This window comes from Chitinophaga ginsengisoli (assembly GCF_003014595.1).
Taxonomy (GTDB): domain Bacteria; phylum Bacteroidota; class Bacteroidia; order Chitinophagales; family Chitinophagaceae; genus Chitinophaga; species Chitinophaga ginsengisoli.
This window is the reverse complement of record NZ_PYGK01000016.1, coordinates 21013-45505: the sequence shown is the minus strand read 5'-3', so window position 1 is coordinate 45505 and position 24493 is coordinate 21013. Positions and strand designations below refer to the sequence as shown.

15 protein-coding genes are annotated in these 24493 nt (G+C 45.4%); 1 reads left to right on the top strand and 14 read right to left on the bottom strand.

Features of this window, described 5'->3' with window-relative positions; translation table 11 throughout:
* Positions 1 to 5: 5 nt before the first annotated feature.
* The 7 genes from CLV42_RS27380 to CLV42_RS27350 all read right to left on the bottom strand — a co-directional run bounded on the left by CLV42_RS27380 (position 6) and on the right by CLV42_RS27350 (position 10050).
* Positions 6 to 1322, bottom strand: coding sequence for an efflux RND transporter periplasmic adaptor subunit (locus CLV42_RS27380; protein WP_106605131.1), 1317 nt, complete (start codon positions 1320 to 1322; stop codon positions 6 to 8).
* Complete coding sequence (locus CLV42_RS27375) at positions 1300 to 2553, bottom strand: TolC family protein (protein WP_106605130.1); 1254 nt, start codon at positions 2551 to 2553, stop codon at positions 1300 to 1302. The genes CLV42_RS27380 and CLV42_RS27375 overlap by 23 nt, the downstream gene beginning before the upstream one ends.
* Positions 2537 to 4471: an efflux RND transporter permease subunit gene (locus tag CLV42_RS34470; protein ID WP_106605129.1), complete on the bottom strand. Its 1935-nt coding sequence runs from the start codon at positions 4469 to 4471 to the stop codon at positions 2537 to 2539. Before CLV42_RS34470 ends, CLV42_RS27375 begins: the two co-directional genes overlap by 17 nt.
* Position 4472: 1 nt before the next feature.
* A complete protein-coding gene (locus CLV42_RS34465; protein ID WP_106605128.1) occupies positions 4473 to 5762 on the bottom strand; it encodes an efflux RND transporter permease subunit in 1290 nt (429 codons plus the stop codon).
* A gap of 144 nt (positions 5763 to 5906) precedes the next feature.
* Positions 5907 to 6305: an HYC_CC_PP family protein gene (locus CLV42_RS27360; RefSeq protein ID WP_146154495.1), complete on the bottom strand. Its 399-nt coding sequence runs from the start codon at positions 6303 to 6305 to the stop codon at positions 5907 to 5909.
* Positions 6306 to 6518: 213 nt separating this feature from the next.
* Positions 6519 to 6962 carry a hypothetical protein gene (locus CLV42_RS27355; protein WP_106605126.1) on the bottom strand — a complete coding sequence of 148 codons (444 nt, stop codon included), beginning with the start codon at positions 6960 to 6962 and terminating at the stop codon, positions 6519 to 6521.
* 22 nt (positions 6963 to 6984) lie between these two features.
* Entirely contained in the window at positions 6985 to 10050 is a 3066-nt protein-coding gene (locus CLV42_RS27350) for a HEAT repeat domain-containing protein (RefSeq protein ID WP_146154494.1), read from the bottom strand.
* A 537-nt stretch (positions 10051 to 10587) separates the two neighbouring features.
* Between CLV42_RS27350 and CLV42_RS27345 the strand changes: the two genes are divergently transcribed.
* Entirely contained in the window at positions 10588 to 11136 is a 549-nt protein-coding gene (locus tag CLV42_RS27345; protein WP_106605124.1) for a hypothetical protein, read from the top strand.
* 135 nt (positions 11137 to 11271) lie between these two features.
* Here the strand turns inward: CLV42_RS27345 and CLV42_RS27340 are convergent, their stop codons facing one another.
* From CLV42_RS27340 to CLV42_RS27310, 7 genes are all read right to left on the bottom strand, one after another.
* A complete protein-coding gene (locus CLV42_RS27340) occupies positions 11272 to 13380 on the bottom strand; it encodes a discoidin domain-containing protein (RefSeq protein WP_106605241.1) in 2109 nt (702 codons plus the stop codon).
* Between the two features lie 203 nt (positions 13381 to 13583).
* The gene (locus CLV42_RS27335) at positions 13584 to 15260 is read right to left on the bottom strand and encodes a RagB/SusD family nutrient uptake outer membrane protein (protein WP_106605123.1); all 1677 of its coding nucleotides are present in this window, start codon (positions 15258 to 15260) and stop codon (positions 13584 to 13586) included.
* A gap of 32 nt (positions 15261 to 15292) precedes the next feature.
* Entirely contained in the window at positions 15293 to 18724 is a 3432-nt protein-coding gene (locus CLV42_RS27330) for a TonB-dependent receptor (protein WP_211303544.1), read from the bottom strand.
* Positions 18725 to 19036: 312 nt separating this feature from the next.
* Positions 19037 to 20245, bottom strand: a complete 1209-nt coding sequence (locus CLV42_RS27325) for a FecR family protein (RefSeq protein WP_106605122.1) — start codon at positions 20243 to 20245, stop codon at positions 19037 to 19039.
* A 74-nt stretch (positions 20246 to 20319) separates the two neighbouring features.
* Positions 20320 to 20907: an RNA polymerase sigma factor gene (locus CLV42_RS27320; protein ID WP_146154493.1), complete on the bottom strand. Its 588-nt coding sequence runs from the start codon at positions 20905 to 20907 to the stop codon at positions 20320 to 20322.
* A 266-nt stretch (positions 20908 to 21173) separates the two neighbouring features.
* Entirely contained in the window at positions 21174 to 23000 is a 1827-nt protein-coding gene (locus CLV42_RS27315) for a glycoside hydrolase family 35 protein (protein ID WP_106605120.1), read from the bottom strand.
* Between the two features lie 13 nt (positions 23001 to 23013).
* Entirely contained in the window at positions 23014 to 24492 is a 1479-nt protein-coding gene (locus tag CLV42_RS27310; protein WP_106605119.1) for a glycoside hydrolase family 30 protein, read from the bottom strand.
* Position 24493 lies beyond the last annotated feature (1 nt).

The window sequence follows — 24493 nt, the reverse complement described above, 5'->3', positions numbered from 1 at the left end:
TATCGCTATTGTTGCACGTTCTTATTTAGTTCGATGAAGCTTTCACTGTCTACCAGGTAAGATGCATTCGCCGCTATTCTCCAGTCGCTGATATCTGTACTCACCTGTATCATATCACCGGTTGTTGCTGTTGCTACTATCTCAACGGGTACATAGGTGTTATGCTCCTTTTTAAAGACAACAGACTTGTTCCCCAATTGCCATACCGCCTTCTTAGGCAACCAGAAGCCACCGGTATAGATCACTGGAATATTTGCAGTCATCAATTCTCCTACCTGGAAATGGCTGTCCTGCAGGTATATCCTGGCCAGGGTGAAGTTCTGACCGTTACGGAATACAGGTTCTATCAGGCCAATATTGCCGGGCTGCATGGCCGTCTTGTTATTAACGGGATAAAACAACAATTTCTGGCCCTTTTTAATCTTGGCAGCCACCTGTGGTGTGAAGGCAAACTCCGCCACTAAACCGCTTGCCTGATAGATGGTGAATAAAGACTGTCCTGCGTTTACATATTGCCCTTCACGAAGTAATACAGGCGAAGCTGCGGGCGCAGTACTGGTTGCCGCCGGTGTCGTTCCACCGCCTGACATACCACCCATACCCTCACCCGAGGAGGCAGCAGGAGCTGCGATAGCCGAAGGAGCAACAGCCTGTGACTGCGCAGACTTTTCCAGGATATATCCATCACTGTTACTGTATACAGGCACACGATATAATACATTGCCTGATTGCAACACCTGTGCTATCTGTGCGGGTTGCATACCAAGCAACTGTAAACGTTGTTTGGCAGCGGAAAGCATTTCAGGACTATTCCTGGCTACAAATAATAATTCTCTCTGTGCCGCAGCCAGATCGGGAGAATAGATCTCCATGATCAATTGCCCCCTCCTTACTGGCTGATAGTTGTATTTAATCAATAACCGTTCTACCCGTCCGCCAACTTTGCTGGCGATACTTGTCTGATGACGGGTATCATAAGTGATCACACCGTTCACTTCAGACGAATAAATACGGGTACCACTTTCAGCCGTGATGGCAGGGATGCTGGCAATGACGTGTTCATTCACCGGTTTGGTCAGTCCGGCGATATTGCTGTCGACCACTAACTCTTTGTTAGCGTCTTTCAGCACCAGGTCCATTCCGCATATCGGACATTGCCCTGGTTGATCTTTCACCACCTGCGGATGCATAGGACAGGTATACAACTGGTGCTGCGCATGACCTGCGTGCATCGCTTTATCGGTCCCGTTTTTACAGGCCGTCAGGCCTGACAGGATGAAAGATATTCCCAGTATGATACTAACGATATAGCTGTTTCTCATAATCGACAATCATTTCGTAGAGTTTTAATTTTTCGTCCAGTACGTTGGTCTGCATCATAGCAAGCGCCTCCCAGGAGTCGATCACATTACTCAACGCCAGCTTATTCTCCTGGTAGTTCAGGAAATTGGCATCGAGCGTCTGCTGTAAGGCAGGGATCACCTTTTCTTCCATGGTAGCAATACGTTTCTGCATCGTCTGTATCTCGTACTGCATGCCGTACAACATGCCCTGTGTTTCCTGCAGCATTGCTGATCGTTCTTTCTCCATCGCCTGTACATTGTATTGCATGGATTTTATGCCTGACTTGTACATCTTTGAAGCCCAGGGAACAATAGGTATGCTCACCATGCCCATAGCGCTGTAAGCCTTTGGCATCATATCTCCGAGGGGGGACATATGATCAAAACGTATCCTGAAGTCGGGTTTCCTTTCCCGCTTCATGCTTTCAATATTCAGTTGCATGGAGTGGATATTGGCATCCATCCTGACGATATCTTTTCTTACGGCAGACAGGCTACTGGTATCATAAGAGGCCGCCGGCATAAAGCGCGGCTCGTAGGTAGTATCTATTTCAAAGGACTCATTGCCTGGTGCATTCATGAGACTATTGAGCCAGGACCTTGCTTTGGCAATGGTACCTTCCTGCATACGGATCATGTTCCGGTTATCTTCAATCTTTGCGTTAGCACGGTATACACCGCTTAACTGCGATTGATTGTAGGGGAACCTCACTTCTTCTATCTTCTTCATTGTCTGCATGATCTTCTCTGTTTCCTCCAGTACTGTAATGCGTTGCCGGGCCACTAACCAGTTGTAATAAAGCAGCTTTGCTCTTGCCTTGAAATCGTTCAGGGTGATGTCTCTTGTAGCCAGTTCAATATCACCCTGTGAAGCGATGTAACGTTTTTTGGCATTGAGTTTCGCCGGATTGGGAATATCCTGTTCCAATTGCAGCATCAGGTTTCCTTTATCCCTTTCGTCCATTACTTTCTGGCCGGGATAGGGTGTCATGAATGTGCCCACTCCTACCATAGGCGCCATCCAGGCGGTGGCTGCGTCGGCGCTGTACTTGTAGCTTTCGGCTTTCAGTCCGTAGGATTGCAGCAATACATTATTCCTGTCAACCCTTTGTATAATGCTGTCCAGCGTCAGCACCGGCGCCTGTTGTGCAGACACAGCGGCGGGAAGCAGTAACAGCATATACATGATATATTTAGTGATGTACTTCATGGATCTCTAATTTTCCGTACTTGCGTAATTCATATTCTTTCGTCATTAAAAAGATCAGCGGCGTTACCAGCAGTATATGTGTGGAAGAAGTGAGCACCCCACCGATCATTGGCAGCACGATTGGTTTCATTACATCCGTACCTACGCCGGTTGCCCACAATACCGGCACAAGACCAAACAACGACACGCATACTGTCATCAGTTTAGGCCGTAACCGTTTGGCGGCACCGTATATCACATGTTTTCGGAGATCTTCTTTCGTGATGGTTTGTGAGGAATTGCCTTTCTCCTTTATGAGTTGCTGCATGGCATCATTGAGATAGATCACCATTACAATACCGGTTTCCACTGCTATACCAAACAATGCAATAAACCCTACGGCCACTGCTACCGAGAGATTTACTCCCCAGAAATAGATCATATAAGCGCCACCGATCAGTGCAAAAGGCACGGTGATCAGGCTCAGGAAAGCCTCCCTGATAGATCTGAAAGCAAAATAGAGGGAGAAGAAAATGATCAGCAGTACGATAGGTGCAATCCACATCAGGGTTTGCTGACCACGGATTAGGTTCTCGTATTGTCCGCTCCATTCCAGGTAATAACCGGCAGGTAATACACCTTTCGCCTGGCTCATTTTATGAATGGCTTCCTTCACAGTACTGCCCAGGTCACGGCCACGCACATTGAACAACACAGCACCACGCAACATGGCATTTTCGGAAGAGATCATGGGAGGACCATCGGTAAATTTCACGTCCGCAACAGCCGATAAAGGCACTTCGCCCATAGCAGGAGACATCATGGGAATACGCTTGATACGTTCCACACTGTTCCGGTAATCCTGTGCCAGCCGTACACTGATAGAGAAACGTTGACGGCCTTCTATCGTGTTCCCCACAGGAGCGCCCCCCAGGGCTGTTTCCACAGTCTGATTTACATCGTCTACGCTCAGGCCATAACGGGCCAGGTCAGCTCTGCGTACATCAATGCTGAGGTATTTTCCGCCAGTGACAGGTTCTACATAGAGGTCCATGATGCCGGGCGTTCCTTCCAGGGCTTGCTTTACCCGCTCTGATACAAGTGCGATAGAGTCAAGCTGCTGACCGTATATTTTTACGCCTACGTCTGTGCGGATACCGGTAGCCAGCATGTTGATACGGTTAATGATAGGCTGTGTCCAGCCATTCACCACACCTGGTATCTGTAGTTTGGCATCCAGTTCATTGATGATGTCTTTCTTCGTCTTGCCTTTGCGCCATTGTGATTTAGGCTTCAGCATGATAATGGTTTCTATCATACTGATGGGAGAATTATCCGTAGCAGTGCTGGCGCGTCCTGCTTTCCCCAGTACCTTATCTACTTCAGGTACAGACTTGATGATCTTATCCTGTACCTGTAAAATGCGTTTCGCTTCTGCATTGGAAATATCAGGTAGCGTTACCGGCATGAAGAGGATGCTCTGTTCATCAAGTGGAGGCATAAATTCGCTGCCCAGGCTTTTCAGTAAGGGAATGGTGATCACCAGCGCGATGACATTGACGGCAATTGTTGTCTTACGCCATTTTAATACTATATTGATAATGGGCTCATATACCCGTTCCAATAACCTGTTGACCGGGTTATCATGATCCGGCCTGAACTTTCCCTTCATGAAAAAAGAGATGAGTACCGGCGCCAGTGTGATGACAAGGAGGGCATCCACGATCATAATAAACGTCTTTGTATATGCTAGTGGATGGAAGAGTTTACCTTCCTGCCCTGTCAGCATAAAGACGGGCAGAAAAGAAGTGATAATGATGATCGTCGCAAAGAATACCCCACGGGATACCTGCTTGCTGGATTGTTCTATCACTTTTAAGCGCTCTTCCTCCGTGATCCATTCCGGTGATCTTTTAAATTTATTGCTCAACCAACTCATGTTATTTACTTTTTTGTTGTTCCTGCCACACGGCATATCTTTCTGACAGGTGTTTGTAAGCATTCTCACTCATAATGATCCCATTGTCGACTATCACACCGATAGCCAGCGCAATACCTGTCAGCGACATGATATTTGAAGAAATACCGAAGGCATTCAGCAGAATGAAACTGGCAGCCAATGTGATAGGAATCTGTATAATGATGCTTAGTGCGCTGCGCCAGTGGAAAAGGAAGATGATCACCACCACTGATACGACAATCATTTCCTCGATCAGGGTACGTTTGATGGAATCTACTGATTCCTTGATCAGCGCGCCCCTATCATATATGATGTCGAACTTCACACCCTGAGGAAACCCTTTGGACACTTCTTTCATCTTCGCTTTTACCTTGTCGATAACAGCGTCTGCATTTTCACCATAGCGCATTACCACAATACCACCTACACGTTCTCCCTGGCCATTCTGATCGAATATGCCGAGACGTGTTTCACCGGTCATCTGCACCGTGGCAACGTCCGCTATCCTGATGGGAATGCTATTCTGGGTTTTAACAGGAATATTCTCTATTTCAGCGACGGATTTTAAGTAGCCGGATGTTTTAATAATATAACCGATATCGCTTAACTCAAACTTACGGCCACCAGATTCATTATTGTTCGTTCGTACGGCATTGATCACCTCTGCCACCGACAAGCGGTAGTACAACAGTTTGTTAGGATCTACTGTAATCTGGTACTGCTTCTGAAATCCGCCGAAGGAGGCGATTTCACTAACGCCTTCTACATTCTGTAAGGCGAATTTTACATACCAGTCCTGCAGGGCGCGTTGTTCTCCCAGGTCCATATCAGGAGCATCGAGGGTATACCATAGTATATGTCCGACGCCGGTACCGTCAGGTCCCAGCTGGGGCGTAACACCTGTGGGTAAAGAGCGGGTAACAGTGCTTAGTCTTTCCAGCACCCGTTCCCTTGCCCAGTAGATATCGACATCATCGTTGAATATCACGTAGATGAAACTCATGCCGAACATGGATGTACCACGTACGTATTTAATGCGCGGCAATCCCTGCAGGTTTGTTACCAGCGGATAGGTGATCTGGTCCTCTATCAATTGCGGACCACGGCCCATCCATTCAGTAAATACAATCACCTGGTTTTCTGAGAGATCAGGGATGGCATCTATGGGATTCTTCCTTACCGCAAAGATTCCCCAGGCAAATAAGCCTGCAGCCATTAACAACACGATGAACCGGTTGCGTAAGGACCATTCTATTATTCTATGTACCATACAGGTGCGTTTCAACGCATATGCGCAGGATAAGGGCATATGCAGACAATTAATCCAGGCTTACTGCCTGACATCAGATAAATGATATGTGGGAATAATAAGCGTACAGATAAGGAGATAAGAGTTGTACGCCTGAGGGGGTTATCAGATGCGGAATGTGCAGTTCAATATATGTGTATGTACCTTGCTACTTCGTGGCGGAGCATTGGTTACCGGGAACTCTTCCTGTAGGGAGAGCGTGTATACTTCCGGACTTTCGCAATAAGTAACAGGAATGAAAATAGCAGGTAACTGTATAAAAGGAAGGATATTTTCGGCAGTTCTCTGGTCTTTCTCCAGTTTCACTGTTTTATGTTCGTCCTTACAACATTTTTTAGCGCATGCTGACTTGGGTTCAGCGCCACACTTACTGCATTTCTGGGCTTCTTTATGCCATAGTTTCACTTCTACCAGCTTTCCCATGCAGTAGTGCATGTGGAAGGTAGCGCCGGTAGAGGAGCCCATGTAAAGAATAGCTAGTATGAGTGTGAATAGCTTTTTCATCTGAGACAAAAGTAGGGGTAATATCGGAGAATTTGTTATATAATTTAGGGAAGGATTTATATTATTATTAAAAAACGGGATATTATGGAAATGAGGGGGGACCTATCCATAAATCAAAATATACCATTGGTTTTAGCAAAATGCCTCTTGCAGTCTGATCTCAGTAACAAGGCTGCCGTTAACAGCATACAGCAGGTGCAGGGACACGATGACTCATTCCGGCTTGTCACGGGGTTGATCAGACGTAAACAAGAACCCTAATGCAGCCACTACCACACCCTGAATAGGTGTGATGAAGAAATTGGACATAGAAAACAGTTCAATGGGATCTTCAAAGTTGCCGAATGGCTGTAAAAACAAAACCAGGGAAAGAATGACGAGATATGCAATTGAGACACCAACGGTCAACTTTAAAAAACTGGTCCTGATAACCCTGTTTTCCTTTGGTATAAGAGCTGCGGCGCCTATTACACTAATCATCAATGTCAGCGTCGGAAATACTGTCGGAATAAACCAAGTGAAGGCCTCTTTCACTTTGTCTGCATATTTTCCAAGGATCGACTGAACAACGAGAATCAGGAATGGCACGCCACTTCCGATAAACCATATTTTAGCCAATCTGTTCCTGGCTATTTCCAGAGAAGTATTTTCTTTCATTTAGTACGTTTTATTTTAGCAATTAATGGGACATATTATTATAGACGCCAGAGGCAATCAGGTGATTCAACGCACTTCCCTGCTCATTGTTCTTGAGGCTACCGCCATTGACGCGTTTGAAGGAATAGACCAGTACATAGCCATTCACATTTTCCAATTTCTTGTCTACCAATTCCGCAGGCAATTCATGACCACCGTTGACAATATCTGGTAATTGCTTATCGCTGGAACCAAAATTGCTTTCTTCTGTAAAGACAAAGGCAATGATTCTAAAATAACCGACATTTTCGAAGAAAAGCTGGCCTATGTAATCAGTCAAAGATCTGGGCGGGATTTTCCCCATTACCCATCTGAACCTTCCTGGCATCGGTACACCGTCTTCGTTGATTCTTTCCATTTTGGCAAGCAAAGCAAAGCCGCCAGGCACCCCAAAAAGGCCCTGTTCAAAATAGGGGTCAGTGCTGGTTAGAGCCTTTACTAATTTAAGGTGAACGGCCGAAAGTGTAGTAGATGGAGTGCCGATAAGCTGTAGTGGAATCTCTACCCCGAATTTCGCCTTATGCGCGTATTTAGGAGGAGGCCAGGGGAATGGTGGCAGTATGATTCGTCCAGGTCCGGATACCAGATCAGAGGGTCTAAATGCATCAGCAATGTCGTTGTAGAGTGTGAAAAAGTATTTGTTCACGCCTATACTAATGGAAACAGCTAAAAATGCAGGATTAGAAAACTGCTGCTCAGGTTGAAGCATAGCTAGAGCATTCGCTGCTTCAATCTGTATGCGACGGTCATTTTCTGTAAGTAGTTGGTTTAGAGTCGTGGAGATTCCCAGAGTGTCTATACCAATGGTTCCGATGGTTTCAATGGCTTCCAGTCTAAGATCAGGATTTGAGTGGTTCAAAAGGGGGGCCAATAGAGGTAATAATGGTTTGGCTTGAGGGCCAACCATTCTCAATAAGCCAAAAGCAGGAAGAATGGGCTGAGTGACGCTATACCCTCCGGTTTCTGTAGTTTTCCATTTAGCAAAATCACGCTTTGTATTTAATTCTCCCTTTATGAGCCTTGCTAAGCGAACCAATAATTGCCTGTCCATTATCAAGCCCAGTAGATGTTTTTGATCAGATTTCAGTAATAATTCACCTGCTTCTTCTCTGATGTTTTCATTTTCATCGTTAAGTGCTTCCATCATTATTTCATCCACCAGCGGATTGGCACCCGCCTCCCATAACATTGAAAGTAGTCTAAGCCTAAAACATCTGTCTGCTGTAGCATAAAGCCGATGCAGTACACTAACATTTACTTTTTTATCGGAGTAAAAAAAGTCGGAATGCCCATCAATATTTTTACAGGTAAATGAATGCCGCAGTTGTTGCTCTGCCATGTCGTCCTGGAAGCCTAGTAGCAGGATTGTTTTAGCTATTGCAATTTGGAAAATTGTTGAATTATTATTAGCAGAGAGCATTGTTTTGAGGACAGTATGGATTCTCGAATCGCTGCTTTCGATATTCTGGAGAGCATCTAATGCCAAAACTCTGATGCTGTCCTTAACAAGTCTGTCTGACGCTATGGTAATGAGATTATCTACGCCTACAGGCTTTATATGGGCTAAGGAAGCAAAGACCTTCTTACGATCAACGGAGCTCTTTAACATAAGAGAGACTAATGGGGAAGCAATGTTTCCCAGTTCACCTAATGTTTCAACTATTGCAGGTTGAAGATCTTCATATTTATTATCGGACAGCATCTTTGAAAAAAGAGGGAGCACAATGGAGTGTTGTGACATTTTTATTTTTCCAATGGCATGTATAAATTGTTCCGGCGGCTGTCTATCACTATCAAAATCACCTCGTGGGGAACTTTTTTGAAACCGCGGATGATCAAAAGCCTTTAGCATCGTTATAACAGCTGTGTCTCCATATATTCCCAAATCCTTCATGTTACTGAGCACACGGGCCACATCACTCTGTATCTCCTTATTAGAACTTGACAGCCCCGGAATAAGCAAAGGAGCCAGTGTTGGACCATAGTTTACAAGGTCGTCGTCCGAAAAAGTATATAAGGCTTTAGCCGCAGCTTCTGCTAATTCTGCATTTCTGTTAAGCAGTAGGCTGATCAAACTTTTTGCAACAGGGATGGTAAAATGTCCGATATCGGAGATCACTTCCACGGCCCGTATACGCAAGCTGATATTATTACTACTACTTAAAATATAGTCAGACAATAGGGGCAGATAGTCTATTCCAAAATATCGAAGTTCGGAAATCAGTATCTCCATTTCTTTTACCGAATTTTTCTTTTCCTTTAAAATACTGGTAATAACTGGTAATGCCTGCGTACCTAAATGAGGCAGCGTTGTGAGCGCCTCTTCCCGTATATACGAGTCCTTCGATAAGGCTAAGCGTTCAACTTTAGGTATGGCTTCGTCTCCGGCTGTCCCCAAGTATTTTAGCGCAAACAACGCAAGTTCACAGTGTTTGTTAGATGGATTCAAATAGGGCAAAATATCTGATACTGGCACATATTTATTCTGCTTAAGGACATATTTAACCCGTGAGGTCGGTCCCTCTTCAAAAAGTCGCTTAAGATCTAATTTTTTACAGGTGATCAGTCCAATCATAGCAAGATCAGACAGGAGCACACGGGATTGCCCATGTCTTCCTACCCGCATGGAAAAATCAATTACACGGTCATTGCTTAATAGCTCAACCAAAGGTCCCGTGGCCAAACTATCATACTTTGACAAGGTTATAATGGCTTGTTCTCTCACCATTCTGTCTTTATCTTGAATTAGCGGGAGTACCTTAGGAATTACGATATCAGGCAAGAGTCGGCTTTCTCCCAGCTGTATCAGCATTCCTGCGCGGAGAAACGCGTTAGGATGACTTAATAATGGGAGCATTTCTTTTATATCTCCCACAGAACTGATTTCTGTCTGAGGAAAATTATACATATCTGTGAGCAACTGGGAGGAATCAGCCTCATTCATTTGCTTTATCCATTTTTGCAGGGAGGATTGAGCTGATGTGCTATTTAAGCCTATAAAGAACAAGGCAACGACAAAGCAGGAAGTCAGGGATTGGGGCATTTTCATCGTTATGAGTATAAAATGAAAAAATGTGCAGTCACTCATTACCTACCCAAAAGCATATAGATTTAAGTGTGCAAAAACTCAATGTTTAAGATAAAGGCTGCTAAGAACTCAAAATATAAATGAGGTGAAAGTCTCTGCTGCAGCTTGCAACAAAAATGAATGATTTAGCCGTAAATAACAATACAAACTAGTTGGTATTTATAATTCTAATTTTCACTGCGTATTAATCTCATTTATTCCACAATATTCAAAGCTTCTTGTAAAAGCTGCGGCCATTCACAGCGGGGAGGTACAACAATCCGGTGTCCAACAAAAACTGAAAATCAGTTTTTCGGGGATATTGACTATTACAAACTGTCAATAGTGTATGTATCTGATCAATCAGGAAGTATAAATCATTAACAATCTATTAACTCGTAAATAAGAACTAAAGTCTATTTTTAGACAAGCAATATTTTATTCCTGACTACTGACTACCCAACTGAGCATTATTTTTTTTCATTAGACAATTTTTCTAACCTCTAATCCCTCAGCCCAATGTCAAAAAAATCGAGAATCAAACAATTAGCGGTATCTAAAGAGTCCCGTTCTGTGGACAATACCCATGGCTCCAATCTTTGGACTTATAATCATTTTCGTACAAGCATATTGACTAGCTTGCTAAACGATCTTATTGACCTGGAAAATGATGGTCTTAACGAAGACATTTGCAAAGTTGTCAGAAGATCCCTGGAGTATTTTATTAATGCCTCTACTAATGTTCCTAAGGGAGGGTTTCTCAGTGGAGGACCGCTTTATCTGGAAATTGAGACATTTGCGCGCACGTACAAAGAGTGGAACGATGTGGATGGAAAATTACCAGAAAATGTAAAACAAAGAAGAGAGTACTTGAAAAAATTGAGAAAACAAAGGCAAGCCATCACCAACAAAGTAAGAAGACTACAGTTTGAAATCGAGAATAATCTTGATCAAAAAATATTGGCAGATTCTTACAGAGCCATAGGTGAGATAATTGGCTTAGTTCCTAACATATTTAAAAATCTCACCGCTTCTTATCATACATATATGAAAGCGATAGCGGCATAAGATAAAAACAGGTGGGATAATTAACATTTATCCCACCTGTTTACTGCTATGTGTACTCTCCTTCCCGCTACCGCTTTGTTTGTCGGGTACGGCAGACATCTTAACATTAACATTTTTCGCTTTGACAAACAGGCGTCATCTTGAAATGATACCTAATTCAGCTACAGAGACGCCTTTTCCGGTGTTAATGTGCAAGGCAGAGAACCTGAAGTAACGTGCTTTCAGTGTTTTGGGCAGTAACACCAGCTGCTGAACAGGGTTGGCTTCGATATTATGGAAGTCGCCCTCCCTGGCCTTTTCCCAGTCCTTACCATTATTACTGATGTAGAAAGCATAATGGCCAATCAATCCTTCATTCTTTTTATCCTGCCTGGGCAGGTAGGTGAAAGCTTTGATAGCTCTTTCCGCACCCATATCTATGGTTACCTCAACAGGCAGCTTACCGGATAATTCCGGGGTAAGGGTACTCCAGTTGGAGGTTTCGTCTTCATCAATCACATTATCAGCATGGCTGCCTTCCGGCGCCTCTACTACCTTCCAGCCTTTTTTACCAATACCAAATATCCTGGTGCTGATATCTCCTGCTAGCTGTTTATCCATGCTCCTCGCTTTGATGGTGCCTCCATCAGCAAATAAAAACGGGCCTTTGTACAGAAGAGCCTTAGCAGAAGGCTCAGTACCATCCAGTGTATAATAAACAGGATGCGTGGATGCATCTGATGAGATAGTGACCATGCCAGACTTATCTCTATTGATAAGGGGCGCTTTGATATGTACAGGTTCTTTATAAAGACCGAAATCACTCAAAGCAATACACACCGGCGCACCTGTTATGCGTAACCTTACTTTATCCGCTGTGATATTTTTTTCCAGGCGTATCAACCTGTTGGATCCGATACTGGTAGCAGTGGCAATTTCTTTCCAGCCATCCTTTTCAGGAATATCTATCGCAACTGCATCTATGCGCTGGCCCAGTTTAATATTCTCACGGAGACGGATCACATTGAATGTTTTCTGTGCACCCAGGTTGAGCTCCAATGTAGGAGTTGTCACACTATCATCTGTAGCCCAGTAGGAATAGCGGTCGTTGTCCAGCAGGAACTGCGGACCAAAGCTGGCCTTGTTATTCCCGCGAACGTTGCTGGCTTTTAATTGCGCACCTTTTGCCAGGTTCACTGCAAAGGTTTGCCGAAGCAATTGGCCAAACCCTTTCAGGGAAGCTACGTCAGCAGCATTCAACAAGCCCCGCTGATCAGGAGATAATCCCAGATCCAGTCCGGCGCCACGGCCTACACTTTCATAGTACAGGTCCAATAGTTCTGACGGTGTTTTCACCTGCGGGTTCTGGGATGCGTGGTAGAACCATCCTGGTCGTAAGGGCACATCACATTCCGCCGGCATCCAATGCATTCCATTGCGTGTGCCTTCTGTTGCCAGGTCTGTTTCTGCATAACCATTGGCCGGCTTTCTACCCGGGTCCGGCGCCACGGGAGTATAGGTGGCCCAGCAGGTTTTACCGGCATGTCCTTCCTCATTACCAACCCAACGCACATCTGGTCCTACATCTCCAAACAACACCGCACCTGGCTGCATTTTCCTGGTAATGGCCCAGGTACCATCCCAATCGTAGTAGGTAGTACGGTCAATGCCCCTCGTTTCGTTTGCGCCGCCATAATAGCCACTGCCGCCATTGGCACCATCATGCCAGGAGGTGAACAATGGACCGTAATGGCTATATAATTCTCTCAACTGGTTACGATAGATCTCCAGGTAGGCGGGTTTGCCGTATTCAGGATTATTCCTGTCCCAGGGCGAACAATAGAGTCCCAGCTTCAGGCCAAGCTGTTCGCAGGCCAGCTGATATTCTTTGATGATATCTCCTTTACCATTTTTCCACTTGCTTTTGGAGATGTTATGAGGCGTTGTTTGGGTAGGCCAGAGACATAATCCATCGTGGTGTTTGGCCACTACGACAATACCTTTAAAACCGCCGGCCTTGGCAGCGCCCACGATCTGTTTTGCATCAAACTGTGTAGGATTGACCAATCCCGGATCTTCATCACCATATCCCCATTCGTGATCGAGGTAGGTATTGACACCGAAATGGATCAGGCAGTACATTTCCATTTCGTGCCACTTCAGCTGGGCGTCTGTAGGTAGTGCTCCATAGGGTTTGGGAGCGGATTGTCCCCACACATATCTCTGTGCACCAAACAACGCCAGTAATAACAGGACTTTTCTCATTTGATAACGGTTCATTTTATTTTGCATGAATGATTGAGACCTTGTTGTACAGGGTCAGGCTCACGATAAGTGAGCCCGTCAGGGTACATCTCCCATTTTTCCCTGCGTGCCATTCTTTTCCATAGACCTGTTTCTTAAAAAGGCACCTGCGGGCGGAACGGTACCTCCTTACCTTTCCCGCCCGCAGGAACTGGTATAATTTATTACCAGCCGGGGTTTTGTGGCAATAAGTTTTTATTCAGCGTCAACTCCTGTGTAGGAATAGGATACAGATACATTTTATCTTTCCACACACGGGAGGTGATGCTTGTATACAACCTTATATAATTGTTGTTGTCCACCTGTACACCACTTACCTGGCTGGCCGGATATTGCGCTCTTACAGCAGGTGTCAGTTTCATTCCCAGGATCGTTTCAGGATTCTGAATAAGCTCACCCGCTTTCCAGCGCATAATATCATCAAAACGGAAACCATCTGCGGCCAGTTCAATCCTTCTTTCCCGGCGGATCTCATCTATTAGTACCGGCAGGCCAGGAAAGTCAGATGTAGGGTCTTTCACCAGGCTGGCAATATCCATATGTGCCATGCCTACCCTGTCACGTATTTTATTGATCGTGTTATCCAATACCGTTTGCGTACACTGTCCCAGCTCTGCTTTCGCTTCGGCTTCATTCAGCAATACTTCTGCGTATCTGAAAATAAAGAGATCCAATGTGGACTGTCCGGCGTTCCATTGTGCGGGATCAGGCGACAGCGCTTTGATGATCATATAACCTGTCGGTGCAGTAGCAGTACCTATCTGCGGCAGCGTAAATACATTTTTGGTGCCATCCGCATTATTCAGCAATACAAACCCTCTTGTAGCAATCAGCTGCCTGAAGCGGGGATCCCTATTGGTGGCTTCTGCTTCCAGTGAATCGTCTCCTTTGTACAAAGGACTCAATGCAGTGGGTTGGCCATCTTTACAAAGGAAAGAGCGAACAAAATTCTTGCTGAAGCCTGTAGAGCTTTCGCCAAGTTCCCTTGTCAGGTTTTGGGTCAACACATTCTGGATGTAAATGGCTGGCAGGATAGCCTCTCTGTTTTTACTTAGGTCTTCCTGGATGAATAGGTTGTAGTAATCTGTTGCCGGATTACCTGTTGAATAAATGTCATAGTTACCTGAGTTCATCACCGCCTCAGAGGCCGTTACTGCTGCATTCAGATAAACAGATTCATCGCCGAGGCCATGGTATTTCCTGAAAGTACCTTCCCATAAACATATACGCGACATCAGGGACCAGGCAGCATATTTATGTAACCGCCCGGCATCCACCGTATTGAGATCAGGGAGATTGGCCACGGCAAAATTCAGATCGGCCAGTACGGAATCCATCACCTGTTTATGCGGCATTCTGGCCCCATACAACAAGGCGGTGGAGGTATCTGTCAGATCAGTGTTCAGCCAGGGCACATTACCAAAGGTTTTCACCTTTTGCCAATAAAACAGGGCCCTGAAAAAACGGATCTCCGCAACATATTTATTCTTCGTTGCATCATCGGCGTTCGCACGCTGATAACGTTGCAGGAAATAGTTGCAGCCTCTTATCTGAGACCAATCCCATCCCCCTCCGCTGACAGGCACTACGTATGATCCATACAGAAAATCATCTGCGTCCAGCGGCACCTGGTTGTCAGAATTCTTTTCTGACCAGAAAGAATTCTGAACGGGCAGGTTCTGATAAAACTGGTTGCAATACAGTTTAAGATCATTGGCGTTCTTAAAGAAAGTGGGTTCGCTCAATGCATCCTTCGGATAAAGATCGAGCTGTTTGTTACAGGCTGCCAGCAACAGAACGGCAACGGTGATAATATAGTTAATGAAGCGTTTGTTTTTCATAATGAAGCATTTAATCCTTAGAGATACCTGTATTATAAACCTATCTGTACACCAAATGAAACCGAGCGACTCAGGGGATAAGTTCCAAACCCGATTATTTCGGGATCGTAAGCTTTGAACAGGCTTGTAATTTCAAATAAGTTCTGCCCGGTTACATACACCCGCAGGTTCCTTATTTTAGTTGCCTTAATAGCCTCCTCAGGAATCGTATACCCGATAGAGAGGCTCTTTAAGCGACAATACGCAGCACTCTGCAGGTATTTGGTTTGTGTCTGGAAGTTACTACCACCACCAAACCTTAATCGGGGGAAATAAGCATTGGTATTCTCTGGCGTCCAATGATCTTTCATATATTCAAATGGTACACTCCACTCAGAATAAAAGCCGAAGAATGCATTATCATTTGGCATGACATCACGTTTTGCTACTCCTTGTGCAAATATGGTCATGTCAAAATGTTTATACTGTGCTGACAGGGTTACGCCGTATTGGTAACGGGGCGTACGGTTACCGATCACTTTCTGATCTCCGGGATTGGCAACAGTATTGTCGCCATAACTTATTTTGCCATCCTTATTCAGGTCCTTATACTTTATGTCGCCCGCAAGTTGTGTTACGGTATTTAACTGGGATTGATCAGCTGCTCTTGCTTCCTCATCCGTCTTAAAATATCCGTCTGTTTCAAAACCCCATATTTCGCCGAATTTCTGGCCTACATATAAATTATTGATCAATTTATTGGGGTTGAGATCATATTTGGTGATAGTGGACGTATAATCAGACAAGCCTACTCTTACCGAGTATTTAAAGTCTTTACCGATCTTATCTCTCCAGGTCAGACTTAGCTCCCAACCTTTCGTACGCAGGTTGGCTGCGTTCTTTAAAGGAGGCGTTACACCCAATACGGCCGGTAAAGGCTGACCGCCTACCAGCATATCTTTTGTTTCCCTGATATACCAGTCGAAAGTGCCGTTTAACCTTTCATTTAGCAATGAATAATCCAGACCAATGTCTTTGGTGGTTACCTTTTCCCAGGTAAAAGTCTGACTCACCAAACCGGGTGTACCTACGTAAATACTCTGCTGTGAACCAAAGATGTAGTTGGACTTACCTGTGGGCGATAACGCTATATAGGGGTACACGCTGGCATCTGAGGGACTTGCCGGGTTAAACAGCTGGTTGGGAAGCTGTCCGTAAGAAGCCCTTAGTTTCAGGTCATTGATCACTGATTTCGCCGGCATGAAGAAGCTTTCTTCAGAAATGCGCCAGCCTGCAGAAACTGAAGGCGACCATACAAATCTTCTTCCTCGTGGGAAGGAGGAAGTACCATCATAGCGGCCGTCTACTTCCAGCAGGTATTTGTTTTTGAAGATATAGTTCATTCTATATAGCAGTCCGTTCAATGCCCATTCAAATTCATCGCTGCCGACACCTGGTTTAGGATCGTCATTTAGCCCTACAGACGGAGTACCAGGATCTATCAGGTTCTGCGCTCTGACATTAACTGTTTTGATATGTCTTTTTTCCTGGTTGTAGCCAACGATCAGTTTAAAATAATGCTGCTTGTTGAACGTATTCTCGTAGTTGGCAAACAGGTTCAGTGCATTGTAGTTGTTATTATAACTGATCTCTGTTGTAGCGTCCGGATATGTCCATGGGTAATAGTTCAGGAAGACGTGATTGACACCATATTCCGGGAACTGCTTTTGTACTTTCTGCTGAAAACCGGAATAGCTGTTATATGTATAGTCGGCATTCAGCGTTACATTCTTCACGGGTGTCAGCACAGCGCCACCGGTGAGCCAAAGGTCATTGGCGCTTAGCTTATCACGGCCATTCTGAGCCATTACAGCAACGGGATTCGTCCAGCTACCCTGTCCGGCATAGTCTTTACCTCCCGGATTGAAAACAGGCATATTGGGCCTGGAATCGCCCTGGATATAGCTGTTGGAATTACCGTTAGTAGGTGCATTAGGCGCATCGCTGGAAACATGGTTCAGGGCTGTTTTCAGGCTCAGGTTCAACCATGGAGTAGCCTCTGTAGTAATCCTCAGACTTGGATTGATACGCTGATAATCTTCGTTACTACCTTTCAGTAATCCATTCTGATCAAAGTATCCCATTGACCCAATGAATGAGCTTTTCTCTGAACCACCGGAAACGGAAAGATTATGCTGTTGTTGTCCTGTCCAGTCGGGGTATAGTACATTTACCCAGTCTGTATTACCCACATAGCGGTATTTGGAAGGATTGCCTGGATCAGGATATCCGGATGGATTGTTTGCAGGATCTGCGAAATACTTTGCCGCCATAATGGAATCCGTTTCCGTGAAAGGAAAAGACGCAGTAGAGCCACCGGAGAGCTGGCCATTCCTGTCAGCCTCTCTGTGCATAGCGATATAGTCAACCGAGTTGAGATATTTCGGCAAACGGGTAGGTCGGGTCAGCGTATAAGCACCGGAATAGTTCAGGCTCAGCGCGCTGTTCTTTTTCCCGCTTTTTGTTGTGATCAGTATGACGCCATACGCACCCCGGCTGCCATAAATGGCAGCAGAAGCAGCATCTTTCAGTACGGTAACTGTCTCCACATCTCCCGGGTTGATCAGGTTAGGGTCCATCTGCACACCATCTACCATTACCAGCGGACCGCCCAGGTTCCCGTTACCGGAATTGATGGAAGTAATGCCTCGGATATTGAAGTTGGCGCCAGTACCTGGTTTACCATTATTCAGGTTGATGTTCAGGTTCGGCACCAGGCCCTGAAGGCCCTGTGCAAGATTGACCAGGGGACGGCTTTCCAGTTCTTTGGCTCCTACAGTAGCGATAGCCCCCGTCAGGTTTTCCTTTTTCTGAGAACCATATCCGACAACCACCACATCACTCAGTGCCTGCAAATCAGTTTCCAGGCGCACACTCAGCCTGGAACGACCGTCTGCGGGAATCTCGCGCGACCTGTAACCCACGAAATTGACAATAAGTACCGCGTTCCTGTTGACAGACCTGATGTTAAATTCGCCATCGTTATTGGTGACGGCCCCCTGTTTAGTACCTTTTACCATTATCGTGGCCCCTGGCAATGGGTTGCCGGCTGTATCCGTCACTACCCCTGTAAGACTGGCAATAACCGTATCTGGCGGAGCTGCGAGCGCTGGAAAGGATTGTTGCGGAGGTAGTTTACGGCTGATGATGATCGTCTTATCCTCTATAGAATAATCAAAAGGCTGGTCCTTCAGCGCCTCCTGCAGCACCTTTTCTACAGGCGCATCTTTCATATCGATGGATACTGGTCTGGTATCTTTTAAAATGCGTACATCGTAGAAAACACCATACCCTGACTGTTGCTCAATTGTCTTAAAGATCTTTATGAGCGGCACATTCCTGGCTGAAATGGTGATCTTTTGTGAAATCCCCTTAGCGCTTACACACATGAAACCTGCCAGTAGCAAGAATGTGGTTAATTTCATGATTCTGAAAAATTTAGTGAATAGTCCCGGCACGCCAACACTATTTTGGCATAGAGCTGTTAAATTCATAACTTGGAATTGGGTGATAAAATTGGTTTACAGAACAGTTTTTGCCCTTTGCCGGGCCCGATGGCGATCGGGTTCCGGCTTTTACAAGCGGACATTGATTTTGGTCAGTTGTTTCTTGTCGATAGTTACATTTTTAGTGTTGTTAAACAATATTGCTGCAATGACATAGACAGTCTGGTTCAGCCTCCTTGCCTGTTTCAAATGAGTGGGTAACGGCAACGATGAATACGTTTAACGGATCGTTCAACCAGGTAATACTGTGATTGTTTTTCCTTCAACGTGGAAACGCACATGATACTTTTCCAGAATTTTAAGCATTTGTGCTAACGTGAGTTCTCTTTGTATCCTTCCTTCAAATACCACATCGGTAATATCCCCTTTGTAATTGATTTCTACATCATACCAGCGTTCCACCTGGCGCATTACTGCCGGCAGGTTGGCCAGGTGGAACTGGAACCAACCCTCTTTCCAGGCAACGACCTGCGCTGTATCTACATCCTTAAACAACTGTAAGGTCCCGTTTGTGCTCAAACTGGCCTGTTGACCCGGTTTTAATATAACACCTGGCTGCTGGTTCACATTTACACTCACTTTGCCTTCCAGCAGGGTCGTATTGATAGCTGCTTCATCCTTATAAGCATTAATATTAAAATGGGTACCCAATACTTGTACTTCTGTGGAGCCGTTTACATCGACCATGAATGGTTTTGTCGCGTTGCCGGCCACTTCAAAATAGACTTCGCCGCTTATCTTCACCCTCCTTTCGTTTTGTGTAAAAGCGATGGGATACCTGATAGAAGATGCCGCATTCAGCCAGACTTTGGTACCATCAGGCAATACGATCTTAAACTGTCCTCCCCGCGGCGTGGTAAGCGTATTGTACGCTATTCCGGATGCTGCTCCCTGCGCTTTATACTGTAGCTGTCCGTTATACTGCCGGATGGTGGTTGCTCCCTGTCGGATCAGCTGATTACCTGTGCTATCCAATGCCACCGTTGAGCCATCACTCAGGGTTAAGAGCGCCTTATTACTACCAGGAGCGATATCATTTTTAGCAGCAATACCACCGGTATTGTCCAGTGGCTGCCGCCTTGCCGGACGCAGGAAGAGTAGATAAGCACCCGCGCAACACATTACCACAAAGACCGCTGCGGCCCACCAGGCGCCTCCACGCGCCAGCCATCTCACAACAGGGGGTTTTGAGTTTGGAATCATGGGGGAAATGACCTCCTCTGTCAATAACGGCCGCAGCCTGTCCAGTGCTTTTTCTTTAATATGATCGTCGGAAAGGCCGTGGTACATGGGATTCTCCCATACGCTTTGGACCATTTCCATCCATATTTCTTTATTCCCGGGCTCTTCCAACGCCGACCATAACAGCTGAAACTCCTGCTGTGACAGGTCTTCCGTCAGATATTTCTCAATCAGTTCTCTTAAATCGTCTTGTGTCATGCGATAAATAATTAACCCTTCCACTGTTAAAGACAGTCGAAAGTGACAGAAGGAAGTGCCGGAAAGAAAAAAAATTATTTAATGCGGGAAAATAACACGACTAGTAATCCCAGGGCGTGTTCCTGGAGGTATTTCCTTAAAAAGGCGATGGCCCTTACAATATAATCTTTGACAGTGGCGCGGCTTACGCCCATCTGACGGCTGATTTCCTCATGATTAAGACCGTTTTCCCGGCTTAACCGGAATGCTTTCTGCTGTTGCGGGGGGAGTTGCCGCATCCCTTCTTCCAGGATCGACTGTAACTGCCGGAATTCAGTCTGTGTGTCCGTATCCGGTTCTGGTGGTGCAAAGTGGTGCTGCAGGTAATTGGTATAAGCCGTCTCCAGTTTCAGGCGGCTGAGCTTATTATAGATCAGGTTGCGGGCCGTAATAAATAAGAAGCCTTCCAGGTTATCAATAATATCTGTTTTATGACGGTTTTGCCACATACGGAGAAATACTTCCTGGGCAATGTCCTCAGCTATCTGGTTTGACTTCGTCAGTACTAAAGCTGTGGAATATACCTTATCCCAATAGCTGTTAAAAAGCTGGTTAAATGCCTCTTCCTCTCCGGCCGCCATCCGGAGAAGTAATGCATGGTCGGTATAGTGGGAAGTAGTCAAATCTGAACGTAGCCTTTATCTGCCCAAACATAGCAAAATAAATTTAACTCGCAAATCTCCTACTGTCCTATCAAGCTGTCTTCAATTCCCTCTCTTCTGTAAAAAACGAGAGGCTTCACCAGGAAGCCTCATCGTATAGACATAAAAGTACAATAAATTAAAAAATTAGTATCACATTCAGCACTGAAATCATTGGTTCACTGTTCTATACTATATCCTCATTATTTCTTCTGATCATTGCATTTCGTATTTGTCCCCCATTCAATTTATTTCAGTACGTCCAGTACAGGATGTGTGATACCAGATAATTTATTTATTTCCGGTTTTATCAATTCCATAATGGCAATATTGTTTGTGCCTTTACGCAGCCATTCTGCCGGAACATATATTGTCTGCTGAGGACCCACTTCCCAGTACCTACCCAGGTTGTGTCCGTTGATCCATACAGCACCTTTACCCCAGTTGCTCATATCCAGGTAAGTATCTCCCAGTGTATTTAATGCAAATGTGCCCTCTTTCAAAGCTGGTACGTTTGCTCCTGTATTGCTCTTTTGCGTTTTCACTACTGGCAGCTTACTAAATGGCAGTTTATACATCTTCCAATTCCTTACTTCTTTACCTGCCCATATCACTTGTTCTGTTATACCTTTTTTATTGGTCAGCAGATAAGGACCAAAGTTGATACGACCCAGGTTTTCCACCAGCAGGTCCAGCTTCACCTTTCCTGCGGGTAACTGCAACTGTATACTATCCAGCCCGGACCTTCTGTCCAGCACCCCCACTCTCTTACCATTTAACATTACGATACAATAATCTCTCAATTCCTTCAGCTTTAACCATGCTTTCTGATTCCCATTCAGCGTGGTACTATATAACACCCATCCATACGCCTGTCCGAGATCTTCAAAGGTTAGCGGTTTCACGCTGCTGACAGGCGCCGGTAAAAAGTTAAACAATGGCGTTGAGTGTGTAAACTGAATATCCTGAATTGCAATCACGGGTCTTGCTGCAGGTATTTCCGGAAGTACGGTTCCGGCTGGTAAATGTCTGGCGATGACATTACGGAACTGTCTGAACTTTTCGGTAGCATTGCCAGCTTCATCCAGCGGTGCATCATAGTCATAGCTGCTGATCTGTGGTTCATATGGCGAATGGTCGTTTGCATTGGCACCATTCATGAAGTCCCTGGTGGTTCCCCCATGAAACATATACATATTGATAGATATACCTGCAGACAATACGCTGTCCAGTTTCCCCAGGTATTGCTCATGGGGAACTGTATGATGTTTTGTTCCCCACCAGTCGAACCAGGCAGGATACCATTCTGCTATATAATAAGGACCTTTGCCGTTATGATTTTCATTGATCAGTCTTTTCACTTTCGCCGGATCGTCTACACCGTTGATTGCCGGCATAAGGCCTGGCAGGTGCCCGTCTTTAATTGCCGGTTCAGGATCACAGGTATAAAGCAGCCCGTCAAATCCTGCTTCTATAAACATCTTGCGGTTAATGTCGAGATAGTCTTTATCGTTCGAATAAGAACCATATTCATTCTCTATCTGCACCATCAGGATGTTACCACCATGGTTCACCAGTAATGGCGATAGTTGTTTACCTACGGCCTTAATATAATTCCTGTAAGCTTCGAGGTACTGCGGCTCTTTACTGCGTACGGTCAATCCTTTTATCTGCTGTAACCAATACGGATATCCGCCAAATTCCCATTCTGCGCATACGTAGGGGCTAGGTCTCAATACTACCCATAATCCTTCTTCCTGTGCTATTTTCACAAAAGCAGCAATATCATTGTTACCGGAAAAATCATACTTTCCTTTTTCCGGTTCATGTACGTTCCAGAATACATAGGTCCCAATGGTATTTAAGCCCATAGCTTTCGCCATTTTCATTCTTTCCCTCCAGCATTCCCTTGGCACCCGGGGATAATGCATTTCACCTGATATCATCTGCAAGGGTTTACCGTCCAGCAGGAATGCCGTATCCCCCAGCTCGAACGTATGTTTCCCTGTTTGCTGCGCACCTGCATTCATGCTGAACAGTGCTATCAGCAAAGCAATTAGGCCAGTCCTTTTCATCCTTGATCTTTTATTAATTAATACTTGTCACCGTAACTACAGCCCGGGCGGGTATAGTGAGACTGTTGTTTGCAGCAAGAGGGTGCAGGTTATCTGCCTCGGAAGTTACATAGGAACGTAGCCTCCGGAACTGTCCCTTCTTACGGTCCAGTGAAATATGTTTGTTATCGTTCGCGCTGTTGACGATCACTACACTGATGGTGTGATCTGTATTTTTGTAGGCGGAGACCAGCAATGTACTGTCTCCCTGTATATCGGCCCTGATCCTTTTTGCGCCGGGTCTTACAAAACGGCTGTAGTTACCCAATGTCCACAGCATTTTACTGTCGCGGAACTGACCGTCCTGTTTGTTCTTGTCTATATAAATCAAGCCATCCTTATAATCATACGGAGATATTGCCAGCCAGTATTGCCAGGCCGCTGCATTCGCAATGGTCAGGTCGTCATGGATGACACGGGCCAGGTACAATGCTGCGTCCATGCCATAATCTCTTTTCTCGCCGTTGATCTCCCCTGCGTTATTACCGAGTATGCAGTATTCTGATTGCCAGAATCCCAGGCCATTCACTTTTTGCACATGTTTAGCTACTTCCTCTCTTACCTGCACTGCTGTGTTACGGGGAGAAGTAGTAAAATAGCTATGCCCTAAAATATTGTGATATACATTCGGCAGGTTCCCCAGATAATCCGGAGAGCTGCTGTCAAAGAATGCAGTGATCTGTTGTCCTTTTGCCGGCTTATCTTTTCCGTCAAACAGGTAGTTCAGCTGACCAGCTTCCCCGATCACTATTTTTGTGGACAGCTTACGTGCTGTAAGTGTTTTACTTAAACTTCGCGTCAGTGCGCTGATCTGATCATTGTTGTAAGGGCATCCCTCCTGCTTGTTGTCGCTCCAGTCCCATTGTGGTTCGTTCACAGGGCTGATGAAGTCAAAACGGGTGCCGGTGGTCTTATGGATATTCTCAATCGCATCCGCTATATAAGCAGCAAAAGCATCGTATTTATCAGGACTTATATTAGAATTCCCTTTGTCGGCAAACGCTCTGCCATTGAGAGTCAAATGAACGGGCGGACTGTTCAGAAATGCCAGGAACTGTTTCACCTTTCTCTCTTTCGCTGCCTGCAGGAACCAAAGCTGTCCGGATTGCGCCTGCCAACTGTTAGCCCTGTGCCATTCATCTGTGATACCGCTTTTTTCGCCCTGTTCAGCACTACCTGCGCCTATATTATAGCGCCATAGAGACAATCCGATACCCTTAGGTTGCCCGGCGGCAGTCGTGTCCGCGCTAAACAGCCAGTCTGCCATTCTGTTCTTCTTCTCTGCCGGCCATTGTCCCACGAATTGTGTGGACCAGGCATCTGAAGCGCCAAAATTCTCAATCGTCTGATAAGTCACTTCGGGATCGATGCTTATATGCACCGCGGCGGTCTGTCCCGCCGCGGTTTGCATACATGTATAAAGCAGTAGTGCCGATACAATGATCACTTTCATA

Coding starts and splice junctions, on each gene's coding strand:
- CLV42_RS27315 (WP_106605120.1), bottom strand. CDS start 23,000: ATGAAAAGGACTGGCCTAATTGCTTTGCTGATAGCACTGTTCAGCATG.
- CLV42_RS27355 (WP_106605126.1), bottom strand. CDS start 6,962: ATGAAAGAAAATACTTCTCTGGAAATAGCCAGGAACAGATTGGCTAAA.
- CLV42_RS27375 (WP_106605130.1), bottom strand. CDS start 2,553: ATGAAGTACATCACTAAATATATCATGTATATGCTGTTACTGCTTCCC.
- CLV42_RS27360 (WP_146154495.1), bottom strand. CDS start 6,305: ATGAAAAAGCTATTCACACTCATACTAGCTATTCTTTACATGGGCTCC.
- CLV42_RS27345 (WP_106605124.1), top strand. CDS start 10,588: ATGTCAAAAAAATCGAGAATCAAACAATTAGCGGTATCTAAAGAGTCC.
- CLV42_RS27310 (WP_106605119.1), bottom strand. CDS start 24,492: ATGAAAGTGATCATTGTATCGGCACTACTGCTTTATACATGTATGCAA.
- CLV42_RS27330 (WP_211303544.1), bottom strand. CDS start 18,724: ATGAAATTAACCACATTCTTGCTACTGGCAGGTTTCATGTGTGTAAGC.
- CLV42_RS27325 (WP_106605122.1), bottom strand. CDS start 20,245: ATGACACAAGACGATTTAAGAGAACTGATTGAGAAATATCTGACGGAA.
- CLV42_RS27335 (WP_106605123.1), bottom strand. CDS start 15,260: ATGAAAAACAAACGCTTCATTAACTATATTATCACCGTTGCCGTTCTG.
- CLV42_RS34470 (WP_106605129.1), bottom strand. CDS start 4,471: ATGAGTTGGTTGAGCAATAAATTTAAAAGATCACCGGAATGGATCACG.
- CLV42_RS27380 (WP_106605131.1), bottom strand. CDS start 1,322: ATGAGAAACAGCTATATCGTTAGTATCATACTGGGAATATCTTTCATC.
- CLV42_RS27350 (WP_146154494.1), bottom strand. CDS start 10,050: ATGAAAATGCCCCAATCCCTGACTTCCTGCTTTGTCGTTGCCTTGTTC.
- CLV42_RS27340 (WP_106605241.1), bottom strand. CDS start 13,380: ATGAGAAAAGTCCTGTTATTACTGGCGTTGTTTGGTGCACAGAGATAT.
- CLV42_RS34465 (WP_106605128.1), bottom strand. CDS start 5,762: ATGGTACATAGAATAATAGAATGGTCCTTACGCAACCGGTTCATCGTG.